Annotated in this window: 12 protein-coding genes; 6 read left to right on the top strand and 6 right to left on the bottom strand. The window is 63.5% G+C overall.

From position 1 onward, the window contains the following. Positions 1-1,528 (top strand): pyrrolo-quinoline quinone (locus tag BGI01S_RS30635; protein WP_042328322.1); only part of this gene is annotated, 1,528 nt, incomplete at its 5' end. A gap of 97 nt (positions 1,529-1,625) precedes the next feature. Here the strand turns inward: BGI01S_RS30635 and fahA are convergent. Genes fahA through BGI01S_RS22705 form a run of 3 tightly spaced genes read right to left on the bottom strand, consistent with a single transcriptional unit; the run spans position 1,626 to position 5,718 of the window. Further along, positions 1,626-2,957, bottom strand: coding sequence for a fumarylacetoacetase (fahA, locus tag BGI01S_RS22695; protein ID WP_042328323.1), 1,332 nt, complete (start codon positions 2,955-2,957; stop codon positions 1,626-1,628). Next, the gene (gene hmgA, locus BGI01S_RS22700) at positions 2,954-4,312 is read right to left on the bottom strand and encodes a homogentisate 1,2-dioxygenase (RefSeq protein ID WP_042328325.1); all 1,359 of its coding nucleotides are present in this window, start codon (positions 4,310-4,312) and stop codon (positions 2,954-2,956) included. Before hmgA ends, fahA begins: the two co-directional genes overlap by 4 nt. Before the next feature lie 35 nt (positions 4,313-4,347). After that, the gene (locus BGI01S_RS22705; protein ID WP_042328327.1) at positions 4,348-5,718 is read right to left on the bottom strand and encodes an MFS transporter; all 1,371 of its coding nucleotides are present in this window, start codon (positions 5,716-5,718) and stop codon (positions 4,348-4,350) included. 321 nt (positions 5,719-6,039) lie between these two features. On the opposite strand from BGI01S_RS22705, the gene BGI01S_RS22710 reads away from it, so the two are divergent. Next, positions 6,040-6,873 carry an EAL domain-containing protein gene (locus tag BGI01S_RS22710; RefSeq protein ID WP_042328328.1) on the top strand — a complete coding sequence of 278 codons (834 nt, stop codon included), beginning with the start codon at positions 6,040-6,042 and terminating at the stop codon, positions 6,871-6,873. Positions 6,874-7,065: 192 nt separating this feature from the next. Here BGI01S_RS22710 and BGI01S_RS22715 read toward each other — a convergent pair whose 3' ends face one another. Beyond that, positions 7,066-7,851, bottom strand: coding sequence for an IclR family transcriptional regulator (locus BGI01S_RS22715; protein ID WP_042328330.1), 786 nt, complete (start codon positions 7,849-7,851; stop codon positions 7,066-7,068). A gap of 94 nt (positions 7,852-7,945) precedes the next feature. Here BGI01S_RS22715 and BGI01S_RS22720 point away from each other — a divergent pair, with 94 nt between their 5' ends. Then, positions 7,946-9,136 carry an acyl-CoA dehydrogenase gene (locus BGI01S_RS22720; protein WP_042328331.1) on the top strand — a complete coding sequence of 397 codons (1,191 nt, stop codon included), beginning with the start codon at positions 7,946-7,948 and terminating at the stop codon, positions 9,134-9,136. A 150-nt stretch (positions 9,137-9,286) separates the two neighbouring features. Here the strand turns inward: BGI01S_RS22720 and BGI01S_RS22725 are convergent, their stop codons facing one another. Next, positions 9,287-9,925 (bottom strand): peroxiredoxin, encoded by a 639-nt coding sequence (locus BGI01S_RS22725; protein ID WP_042328332.1) that lies wholly within the window; start codon positions 9,923-9,925, stop codon positions 9,287-9,289. Positions 9,926-10,264: 339 nt separating this feature from the next. Here BGI01S_RS22725 and BGI01S_RS22730 point away from each other — a divergent pair, with 339 nt between their 5' ends. The 3 genes from BGI01S_RS22730 to BGI01S_RS22740 all read left to right on the top strand — a co-directional run bounded on the left by BGI01S_RS22730 (position 10,265) and on the right by BGI01S_RS22740 (position 11,688). Beyond that, complete coding sequence (locus BGI01S_RS22730) at positions 10,265-10,567, top strand: DUF883 family protein (RefSeq protein WP_007179108.1); 303 nt, start codon at positions 10,265-10,267, stop codon at positions 10,565-10,567. 133 nt (positions 10,568-10,700) lie between these two features. Further along, a complete protein-coding gene (locus BGI01S_RS22735; protein ID WP_042328333.1) occupies positions 10,701-11,084 on the top strand; it encodes a phage holin family protein in 384 nt (127 codons plus the stop codon). Positions 11,085-11,205: 121 nt separating this feature from the next. Then, positions 11,206-11,688: a DUF3318 domain-containing protein gene (locus BGI01S_RS22740; protein ID WP_042328335.1), complete on the top strand. Its 483-nt coding sequence runs from the start codon at positions 11,206-11,208 to the stop codon at positions 11,686-11,688. Between the two features lie 46 nt (positions 11,689-11,734). Here BGI01S_RS22740 and BGI01S_RS22745 read toward each other — a convergent pair whose 3' ends face one another. Beyond that, positions 11,735-12,175, bottom strand: a complete 441-nt coding sequence (locus BGI01S_RS22745; protein ID WP_042328336.1) for a type IV pilin protein — start codon at positions 12,173-12,175, stop codon at positions 11,735-11,737. Between the last annotated feature and the right edge of the window lie 11 nt (positions 12,176-12,186).

Below are 12,186 nucleotides of genomic sequence, written 5' to 3' on the forward strand. Positions count from 1 at the left end.
CGGCACGGCGATGGCCGCCAGGCACGACGTGCTCACCTATCACAACGACATCGGCCGCACCGGCCAGACTCTCAACGAGACGATTCTGACGCCCGCCAACGTCAACGCGACGTCGTTCGGCAAGGTCGGCTTTTTCACCGTCGACGGCAAGGTCGATGCGCAGCCGCTCTTCGTCGAAGCGCTCGCGATCGCGGGCGGCACGCACAACGTGCTGGTCGTCGTGACCGAACACGACAGCGTGTACGCGCTCGACGCCGACAGCGGCGCGCAGCTCTGGCAGGTCAGCACGCTCGGCAGCGGCGAAACGCCGAGCGACGACCGCGGCTGCGGCCAGATCACGAAGGAGATCGGCATCACGTCGACGCCGGTCATCGACCGCTCACGCGGCGCGCACGGCACGATCTACCTGGTCGCGATGTCGAAGGACACGAACGGCGGCTACCATCAGCGCGTGCACGCGCTCGATCTCGCGAGCGGTGCGGAACTGCTGAACGGCCCGACCGAAGTCAGCGCCACCTACCCCGGCAGCGGCTCTAACAGCTTCAACGGCAGCGTGCTGTTCGCGCCGTCGTTGTATGCGGAGCGCGCGGCCCTGCTGCAGATAGGCGGCGTGATCTATACGACATGGACCTCGCATTGCGATGCCGGCGCTTACACCGGCTGGATCATGGCCTATAGCGCCGACACCTTGCAGCAGACCTCCGTGCTCAACGTCACGCCGAACGGTGCGGGCGGCGCGATCTGGATGAGCGGCGCCGGGCCGGCGTCGGATGGCTCGTCGATCTATCTGCTCGGCGGCAATGGCACGTTCGACACCTCGTTGACCGCGAGCGGCTTTCCCGCGCAAGGCAACTTCGGCAATTCGTATCTGAAACTGCGCGCGGCAGGCGGTCTTGCCGTCGCGGATTATTTCGCGATGTCGAACACCGTTGCCGAGTCCAACGCCGACGAAGACCTCGGCTCTGGCGGCGCGATCGTGCTGCCCGATGTCACCGATGCGAACGGCGCCGTCCAGCACCTCACGCTCGGCACCGGCAAGGACGACATCATCTACGTGCTGAATCGCGACTCGATGGGCAAATTCAATGCCGCGAGCAACAACATCTATCAGGAGATTCAGGGGACGCTGCGCGGCGGAGAGTTCGGTATGCCCGCGTACTTCAACGGCCGCATTTATTTCGGCTCGGTCGGCGACAATCTCAAGGCGTTCACGGTGACCAATGCGCGGCTGTCGACCGCGCCGACCACGCAAACCACAATGACGTTCGCTTATCCCGGCACGACGCCGAGCATCTCCGCCAACGGTTCGGCGAACGGCATCGTGTGGGCGGCGGAAAACGGCACCATTGCGGCGCTGCATGCGTTCGACCCGGCCAATCTCGCCGTCGAGCTGTACAACAGCAACCGGAAGGGAACGCGCGATCAGTTCGGCGCGGGCAACAAGTTCATCACGCCGATGATCGCCAACGGCAAGGTGTATGTCGGGACGACGAACGGCGTCGCGGTGTTCGGGTTGTTGAAGGGGTGAGCGGACGGCGCACTCATCGCCCACGCTCCCGCCACGTCGAACGGTTAAGCCGGCACTCGTGCCGGCTTAACCGCTCAATTCGCCGCCAGGGCCAACTTTAGCCCTCACGCCGCGCCGGCAGAATTTGACCGGCGCACGCGCCGAAGCCCACGCGGTACCCGTCACCCTGGCACCAGCCCGCAAGCGTCAGTTCGTCGCCGTCCTCGATAAACGTGCGCGTGCCGCCTTCGCGCAACTCAAGCGGCTTCTTGCCGTTCCACGTCAATTCGAGCAGGCTGCCGTACGAATCCTCGGTCGGGCCGCTGATCGTGCCCGAACCCATCAGGTCGCCCACTCGCGTATTGCAGCCCGACACCGTGTGATGCGCGAGTTGCTGCGCCATCGTCCAGTACATGTGCCGGAAGTTGGTCCGCGCGATCGTGCTCGCCTGCTTCGCCTGTTGTGGACGAAGCGTCACTTCGAGATGAATGTCGAACGCATGCTCGCCGTCGTGACGCAGATACGCGAGCGGCTGCGGCTCCTGCACCGGCTGCGCGACGCGAAACCGTTCGAGCGCGTCGAGCGTGACGATCCACGGGGAGATCGTGGTCGCGAAGGTCTTCGCATTGAACGGACCGAGCGGCACGTATTCCCATTGCTGGATGTCGCGTGCGCTCCAGTCGTTCAGCAGCACCATGCCGAAGATATGCGCTTCGGCATCCGCACACGCGACCGGCTCGCCCAACGCATTGCCCGCGCCGATCACGAAGCCCATTTCCAGTTCGATATCCAGCTTGCGGCACGCGCCGAACACCGGACGCTCCTGATCCGGCAGCTTCAGTTGACCGTTGGGACGGCTCACCGGCGTGCCGCTCACCACCACCGACGACGCGCGTCCGTTATAGCCGATCGGCATCTCCGACCAGTTCGGCAGCAGCGCATTCTTCGGATCCCGAAACATCGAGCCGACATTCGTCGCGTGCTCTTTCGACGAATAGAAGTCGGTGTAGCCCGGAATCTGCACCGGCAGATGCAGTTGCGCATCGGCCTGGCGCACCAGCGCCTTTGCGCGCAACGCGGCGTCGTCGCGCAAGGTCGCGGTGTCGCGTGCGAGCAGCGTGCTCAACTGGATGCGCACGCTACGCCATGCATCGCGGCCGAGCGCGATGAAATCGTTCAACGTGTCGCGGGCAAGCGCGCTGGCAAAAACGTCCGCACGTGACGGCACGTTCAGCAAGCCCGCCGCCTGCAACGCGGCCAGATCGACGATCTGATCGCCGATCGCTACGCCCACACGGCGCGCGTCGTCTTGCTGACCATGGCGCCGGTCGCTGAAAATGCCGAACGGCAGGTTCTGAATCGAGAAGTCGCTGGCCGAATCGTTGGCCGACTCGACCCAGCTTTTGCGCGACGGATCGAGCGTCGCGTGAAGATCGCTCAATGCATTCATCGTTGCTCCGGGTTGAAGTGTTTCTTGAGACCTTGCCAGCACTCGTAGTAATGCGCCTGCAATTGCGCGGTTTCGAGCGCGAAGCGGGTCGGCTTGATCAGCGTGCGCGTCTCGAACATGAAGGCCATCGTGTCGCCGACTTTCTTCGGCGTCGACGTATCGCTATGCGACGCTTTCTCGAACGTGTCCGCGTCCGGGCCGTGACCCGACATGCAGTTGTGCAGACTCGCGCCGCCCGGCACGAAGCCCTCGGCCTTCGCGTCGTACACACCGTGCACGAGGCCCATGAACTCGCTCGCGACGTTGCGATGGAACCACGGCGGGCGGAACGTATCTTCGGCGGCGAGCCAGCGCGGCGGGAAGATCACGAAGTCGATCGAATCGACGCCCGGCGTGTCGCTTTGCGATTGCAGCACCAGAAAAATCGACGGGTCCGGATGATCGAAGCTGATCGAGCCGATGGTGTTGAAGCGCCGCAAGTCGTATTTGTACGGCGCATAGTTGCCATGCCACGCGACCACGTCGAGCGGCGAATGACCGATGTCCGCGCGCCACAGATTGCCATTGAGCTTCGCGACGAGTTCGAAGTCGCCTTCGCGGTCTTCGTAAGCGGCATGCGGCGTGAGGAAATCGCGCGGATTGGCGAGGCCGTTCGAGCCGATCGGGCCGAGATCCGGCAAGCGCAGCAACGCGCCGAAGTTCTCGCAGATGTAGCCGCGCGCCGCACCGTCCGGCAGGCTCACCGCGAAGCGCACGCCGCGCGGGATCACTGCGATCTCGAACGGCGCGAGTTCGATGCGGCCCATTTCGGTCGCGATGTCGAGGCGCCCTGCCTGCGGCACGATCAGCAATTCGCCGTCGGCGGTATAGAAGAAGCGGTCCTGCATCGAGCGGTTCGCCGCGTACAGATGAATCGCGCAGCCGTTCATCGCTTCGGCCGCGCCGTTGCCGGCCATCGTGACCCAGCCGTCGATGAAATCGGTCGGCTCGGTGGGCATCGGCAACGGGTCCCAGCGCAACTGGTTCGGCGGCGTCGGCGGTACGTCGGCGAAATTGGCGACGAGCCGCTCCGACGGCAGCGGGGTGAACGGCTTATGCACGGCCGCCGGACGAATCCGGTAGAGCCACGAGCGGCGGTTATGACCGCGCGGCGCGGTGAACGCGGTGCCCGACACCTGTTCGGCATACAGACCATACGCCGCGCGCTGCGGCGAATTGCGGCCTTCCGGCAACGCGCCGGGCAAAGCTTCCGTCGCGAATTCGTTCGCGAAGCCCGATTGATAGCCGGGTTCGATTTCAAGCCGCGAGCTGGCCGCGGGCGGGGTACGAAGCGGCGTACGTGTTGGGGTGTCCATGCAAGATTCTCCGTTGATACTCGAGTCTGTCCGTCTCACGTCGACTGCGGCGCGGACCAGCCGGCGCGTTGCCGTGTCACGCCCGCCAGCACGATCACCAGCAGCGCGGAGCACAGCACCGGCACCGCGGCCGCCTGGAACAGCGCGGCGTTCGACCAGTTCAGCGCAATCAGCTGGCCGCCGACCAACGGCCCGATCACCGAGCCGATCCGCCCGATGCCGAGGCTCCAGCCGATGCCGGTCGAGCGCAGCGTGGTCGGATAGAAATGGCCGGCCAGCGCGTTGACCGCGGGCTGTCCACCCACCACGCAGAAGCCGCCGGCGAATACCACGATCAGCAGCCACGGCAGCGCATGCGCGACCGCGCCGATCACGCCGACCGCCAGCGCCGCGCCGAAGAAACACGGAATCAGCACGCGCACGAATCCGAAGCGCTCGATGAACCAGCCGAGCAACAACGTGCCGACCACGCCGCCGGTCTGCAACACGGTGCCGACGATCACCGCCGTGCCCGCCGAATAGCCGGCGTCGCGCATGACGGTCGGCAGCCAGTTCGACAGGAAGTACAGGTCGATCAGGTTCATGAAGCTGATCGCCCACAGAATCAGCGTCACCGGCCGACGGCCCGCGCGGAACAACTCGGCGACCGGCGCTCCGCCGTTGCCCTTTTCACGCACGACCAGACGCGTGTTGGCGTCGATCGGCAAGACCGGATTGAATTTCGCGAGCCAGCGCAAAGCTTGCGCGCCGCGGCCCTTGAGCACAAGAAATTGCAGCGACTCCGGCAACGCGGCGAGCATCGCGAACGCAAGCAGCAACGGCACCGTGCCGCCAACCCAGAACACCGCGCGCCAGCCGTACGCCGGAATCAGCGCGGCGCTGACGAAGCCGCCGAGCGCCGCCCCCAGCGTGAAGCCGCACGACACCAGCATCATGCGCTTGACGCGATGCGCCGGCGTCGAGAATTCGCCGACCAGCGCCATCGCGTTGGGCATGATGCAGCCGAGTCCGAGACCGGTGATGAAACGCAGCGCGATCAACGCGGGAATCGTCGAGACGAACGGCGTGGCCAGCATCGACAGCGCAAAGAAAAAGGTCGCGCCGATCAGCACCGGGCGGCGGCCGATGCGGTCGGCCAGCACCGACAGCCCAAGCGCGCCCAGCAACATGCCGAACAGGCTGGCGCTGAACACCGGCCCGAGCGCCGCTTTCGACACATGCCATTCGCCGATCACGCTGGGCGCGACGTAGCCCATCGCCTGCGCGTCGAACCCGTCGATCAGCAGGCAAAGTCCGCACAGTGCAAACAGCATCGTCTGAAAGCCCGGCTGATGCGTTTCGCGCAGCACCTGCTCGACGTCGAGCACGTTAGGGGCGTTGGCGCCCGCGGCGGGGATCGCGTTCATGGAAAGTCTCCTCATCCTCACTGCATTGGTCTGTAGCGCCGGGGCCGACTCGCTGCTCGTCAGCCGCGAGGACAGGTTGTCGCACGCCCGCGCCGAGAGTTACGAATAGTAAAACGAATTATGAATAGTGAAATTAACGTATACCCTGAAATTCGACGGCTGCCACGGGCCCAGCGAATGCACACGGATGATCGGCCGATAACGTTATGAGCATTTTGTTCATGTGCGCGGATTGCGGACTGCTACCATCAACGGATGCGGCAATCGCGTCGCGTTGCCGAGCGCCCAGTGCGCGTCCCCCGTCGCCATCCATCCGCCTCCATGATTCCGCCGACCATCTCCGATCTCGTTACCCGCGCCGCCGCTCACCCATTTCTCGGCGAACATCTGGTGATGGGACGAGGCGCGCACAGCGACGTCGCGCTGGCGAACTTCGACGACACGCAGCTCGCGAGCGCGTATGAACCGATCTTCGATATCAGCGTGCATGCGCTGGCGCAGTCGTTGTCGTCGGGTGCCGAGGGGGTGGACCGTTTCGGCGACGAACTCGGCTTCCAGGCCGTCACCTGTCCGCTCGGCGCGGCGCCGTTCGACGTGTTCGATCCGTTCGACCGCATCGGCGACGACCAGCAACTGGTCGCGCTCGACCGCATGTCACGCGCGTTGCATGCGATCAATTTCTTCGGCGCGCAGCGGCATGGGCTGCTCTTTCTGCGCGTGCACGAGCGGCTGCTCAAGAGCGTGAAGTACGACCATGGACGGCATTTTTCGACCGTGCTGATCTCGTTCGGGCTGAACCCGTCGCGGGTGGTAATCGAGTTGCCGGCGGCGGCGGTCGCGCACAAAACCTTTCTCGGCTATCTGACGCGCAGCTATCAGCACTACGGCTTCAAGGTGGCGGGCAATCTGTCGAACGCGGGGCAGATTCTGTCGGTGTCGGAGACGGCGCGGCTCGACTTCATCAAGATGGATGCCGCGATCGCGTTGCGCGATGCGACGGTGAAGCCGCTCGTCGGCTATGCGGGGCGGCTGCGGATTCCGTTGATTTTCAATCGCGTGATAGATGAAGCGCAGTTTCTCGCTTTGCAGCAGTACGACGTGCGCTTCGTGCAGGGGCCGTTATTCACTGCGCATTATCACGACCGGGCGGAGTGATTGCGCGGGAGCGCTGGCGTGCGGTGTAGTACGGTGCAACGCGATCTGGTGCGGTGGTGGGTGGGGAACCGCTCGTGTGCGTCTGCCGCTTAACCCGTATCGCCAAGGCGCCGCTACTGCCAGCCCCTTCACCCGGTGGCCTGAAAGCGCGAGGACGTCGCGTGCGCAAGACGCTCCAAATGCGGCCCCGCTTCAGCCCGGTTCGCCCAGCCGCCGCGCGAGCGCCTTCAAACGCGGCGCGACCTTGTCGCGAAACACCTCCTCTCCCATGGACGACGCCGGTCCGCTGCAACTGAGCACCAGCCAACGCCCTTCGCGCGGCTCGCGAAACGGCACAGCGACCGCGTTCACATCGTCGTGCCACGCGCGAAACGAATAGCAGCAACGCTCTTTGGCGAACGCGGCGATTTCCGCTTCGGCGTCGGCGACCAGCGTCGCGCCGACTTTGCCGGCGGCTTTTTTCAGTTCGGCCAGTAGCGCGGCGCGCGTGTCGAGCGGCTGCACGGCCAGGTACGCGCGGCCCATCGAACTCGTCAGCATCGACAGTTTCGAGCCGGACGCGAGCCCGAGCGTCAGCGCGGTTTCGCTGCGGATCGTGTCGAGATAAATCATATCGAGTCCATCGCGGCAACCGAGCGACACCGCCGCGCCCACTTCGCGCGCAAACGTCCGCATGTGCGCACGCGCCAGTTCGAGCGTGTCGGTGCCCGAGAGCAGCGCGAAACCGAGCGACAAGACACCGGCGTCGAGCGCATATTTACCGAGGGCTTCGTCGAGCCGCAAATAGCCGAGCACCGTCAGCGTGTACGCGAGACGGTTGACGGTCGCCTTCGGCAAACCCGTGCGTTCGACGAAATCGCGGTTGCCGAGCATCGTTTCGCCGGGCTTGAACGCGCGCAGCAGATCCAGCCCGCGTGCAAGGGCGACGACAAATTTGCGCTCGTCGACGGGTTCGGAGAGAGTGGATGTGTGCGTCATCGGGTGGTACACTCGGGCGTTGTTTGCAAAACATTGTTTCGCATAGCGGAACACAAGTCAAGCTTGGATCGAGCAAGAAATCAGGAGATACGTCATGGCCGAAGCCGCGCAGTTTCACTGGGAAGACCCGCTGCTGCTGGATCAGCAGCTCACCGAAGACGAACGCATGGTGCGCGACGCCGCCGCTGCCTACTCGCAGGACAAGCTGCAGCCGCGCGTGCTCGAAGCGTTCCGTCACGAGAAAACCGACATCGAGATTTTTCGCGAGATGGGCGAACTCGGCCTGCTCGGCCCGACGATTCCCGAGCAATACGGCGGCCCCGGCCTGAACTATGTCGCGTACGGTCTGATCGCGCGTGAGGTGGAGCGTGTTGATTCCGGCTATCGCTCGATGATGTCGGTGCAGTCGTCGCTGGTGATGGTGCCGATCAACGAATTTGGCTCCGACGCGCAGAAGCAGAAGTACCTGCCGAAGCTCGCCACCGGCGAATGGATCGGCTGCTTCGGCCTGACCGAGCCGAACCACGGCTCCGATCCGGGCAGCATGGTCACGCGGGCAAAGAAAGTCGACGGCGGCTATTCGCTGTCGGGCTCGAAGATGTGGATCACCAATTCGCCGATCGCCGACGTGTTCGTCGTGTGGGCGAAGCTCGAGGAAGACGGCAAGGACACGATCCGCGGCTTCATCCTGGAGAAAGGCTGGAAGGGGCTGTCGGCGCCGACCATCCACAGCAAGGTGGGCCTGCGCGCGTCGATCACCGGCGAGATCGTGATGGACGAAGTGTTCGTGCCGGAAGAGAACCGCTTGCCGAACGTCGGCGGGCTGCGCGGCCCGTTCACGTGTCTGAATTCGGCGCGCTACGGCATCGCGTGGGGTGCGCTCGGCGCCGCCGAGGCCTGCTGGCACACCGCGCGTCAATACGTGCTGGACCGCAAACAGTTCGGCCGGCCGCTCGCCGCGAACCAGTTAATCCAGAAGAAGCTCGCCGACATGCAGACCGAAATCACGCTCGGCCTGCAGGGTGTGCTGCGCCTCGGCCGCATGAAGGACGAAGGCACGGCCGCCGTCGAGATCACGTCGATCATGAAGCGTAATTCATGCGGCAAGGCGCTGGACATTGCGCGGCTCGCGCGTGACATGCTCGGCGGCAACGGTATCTCGGATGAATTCGGCATCGCGCGTCATCTGGTGAACCTCGAGGTGGTGAACACCTACGAAGGCACGCACGACATTCATGCGCTGATTCTCGGCCGGGCGCAAACGGGTATTCAGGCGTTTTTCTGACGGTTGGCTGCGGGCTGGCTGAAGCGGCGATTGCATTGCCTGCGACATAATCTCGCCGCCCATTGAAAAAAGGCCGGTTCTGTCGAACCGGCCTTTTTCTATGCAGCGCCATGTGATTACCACAGCGCCACGGTGCGACGCGTCAGCCGCTTATTTGTTCGGCTGCGGCGTCATGCGCAGGTACGGACGCAGCGCCTTGTAGCCCTTCGGGAATTTCTGCTTGATGACTTCCTCGTCCTTCAGCGACGGGACGATCACCACGTCATCGCCCTGCTTCCAGTTGCCCGGCGTCGCGACCGAGTGGTTGTCGGTCAATTGCAGCGAGTCGATCACGCGCAGCACTTCGTCGAAGTTGCGGCCAGTGCTGGCCGGATACGTGATGATCAGACGCACCTTCTTCTTTGGATCGATCACGAACAGCGAACGCACCGTCAGGGTTTCGTTTGCGTTCGGGTGAATCATGTCGTACAGCTCGGCAACCTTGCGATCGCCGTCGGCGAGAATCGGGAAGCCGACATTGGCGGCTTGAGTCTCGTTGATGTCCTTGATCCACTCCTTGTGCGATTCGGCGCTGTCCACCGACAACGCAATCGTCTTCACACCGCGCTTCTCGAATTCGTCGGCGAGCTTGGCGGTCAGGCCGAGTTCGGTTGTGCAGACCGGCGTGAAGTCAGCAGGATGCGAGAACAGCACGCCCCAGCTATCGCCCAGCCACTCATGAAACTTGATGCGGCCAACGCTCGATTCCTGTTCGAAATCCGGTGCAATATCGCCCAGCCGTAGACTCATGGTGCATCTCCTTAAAGTATTGGAAGTTCGGCACGGACCTTCGCCCGCGGCGCCCCGCAAACATAAAGCATAAGGCAGCGACCGTACATGACGAAGGAACATTGCGTCACTACTTTATGCGTTTTTGTAATTTTCGCCGATTTGTTTGAAACTTTGCGGGACAGATCAACTCCATCCTAGGCAAACTTTGGCTGGGCTATCCTACAAAGCGTGTTTTTCATACTTTGCGTAACCAGGAACGGTTTGTGCGTTAGCTGGGAGCGATCGGGCACTGCGCTCGCCAGCGGCCGTTTCTTTGGTTACGATTCACGCGTGGCGTGAGACAAAGGGGAGCTGTCAATGTCGGAAATCAACAAGGAGAGATTGATGTCGGATATCAAAACCGTCCTCGCGGACGCAGAAGATTTGCTGAAACAGGCCGCGAGCGCGACCGGCGAGCGCGCTTCGGAATTGCGTGAAACGGCGCTGACGCGCCTGAAACAGGCTAAGGAAAAGGCGGCTGACGTGCAGGTCGTGGTGGTCGAGAAAGGCAAAAAAGCTGCCCGTGCTACCGACGACTACGTGCATGAGCATCCGTGGGCGTCCATCGGTATTGCCGCGGGCGCCGGCGTGCTGCTGGGGCTGCTGATCAACCGCAAGTAACAGCACTGGTGCGGCCGTCGGACGGTACAGGTCCGGCGCATCAGTGAACCGAATTGACCGGCGCATGCCTGGCCGGTCCGCTTCTCTTGGCGCGTACGTCTCGCACGTGCCTTCACGCGCAACGCCCACAGCCATGACGATCGAAACACAATCGCGCGGAGAACATAGTCCGTTGCGCCGTATTATCGGTTCCGTGTTTGCCATTCTGCAGACACGGCTTGAACTGGTCGGCATCGAACTCGCCGAAGAGAAAGATCGCCTGCTCGCCGTGCTGTTCCTCGGCCTCGCCGCGATGATGCTTGCCACGATGGCGCTGATCGCGTTGACCGCGCTGATCGCCATTGCGTTCTGGGATACCTACCGATGGCAGGCGCTCGCCGGCATCACCGCGGTCTATGCGATCGCAGGCCTCGCGTGCGCGCTGAAAGCACGCAGCGGCTTGCGCAATGCGCCGCTGGTATTCGAAGCGACCATCGCCGAGTTCGAAAAAGACCGCGACGTGTTCCGCAAGCCGTGACATCGAAGACGCACCGGGCGCGGCTTCAGGCGCCCTACGCCTTCGCCGAGAATCTCGAGCAACTTGCAGCGCCGTTTTGCAGCGTCGTTGACTGTCCCACCTCCACTGCCGCCGACACGCCATGAACCAGAGCCATTCCGATACCGCCTTCCGTAACAAGCGCCACCAGGCCAAAGAGCTGAGCGCTCCGCACTTGCGAGCGCTGCGCAAGGAATTGCTGCTGGTGCGAGCGGACGTCGAGCGCATGGAACTCGCCCAGGCGACCATCGAATTGCGGCAGGCGGTCACGCACTTCAGCTGGCTCAAGTTCATCGTGCCGGGCTTTGGCGGCATGCGGACCGGCAGCGGGCCGAAGGCCAGCTTCATCAATGCGGGGACCATCGGCGCCTTGCTCAAGCAGTATCCGTTCGTCAGCTCGATCGTTTCGATGCTGCTCGCCAAACCGCTTCGCGCGACCGTCGTCGCCGGTGCAAAACCCGCCCTCAAATGGGGCAGCCTGGGACTTGCGGCGTGGGAAGCGTATCGAATCTGGCAGCAGATGAAACGCGAATCCGCGACGCCTTCCGCTCGCGAGAAGGCTGAGTCGACGGATAGCGGGTATTGAGCGAGCAATTGCGGCGGCGGAGGCTCGTCGCTTCTTCTCCAAGCTTCTAGGTCGTATTCCAGCATTCACTGCTGGCTACGCTCGTCCCGCCTCCAGCGCCTCCATCAATGCGATTGCCTCGCTGCCCCGTCGCATCGAGCGTAAAGGTGCCGCACGGGTCATCGCGCATCGGCCCGGATTCGCCCGGCGACGCCTCGATCGAATAACCGCCATTTGCATCGTCCGCCGGCAATACATGCAGGCGATAAATCGGCGTGCCGAATTGCGGCGCCTGATCCAAGCCGGCGGGCAGCGTCGCCACGCCATCGCTTGCCGCGCCTTCGACGAATTGCGCTGCCCGAAAGAGCGCGGACGCCGCGTCGATACGATGCGTTCGCGCGACATGATTGCGATACGAAGGCACGGCAAACGCGGCTAGCGTGGCGGCTATCGCCAACGCGATCATCAGTTCGAGCAGCGTGAATGCGGATGTGTACGTTCTCCTCATGAACCTCCCCA

The organism is Paraburkholderia ginsengisoli NBRC 100965, assembly GCF_000739735.1.
Classification (GTDB): domain Bacteria; phylum Pseudomonadota; class Gammaproteobacteria; order Burkholderiales; family Burkholderiaceae; genus Paraburkholderia; species Paraburkholderia ginsengisoli.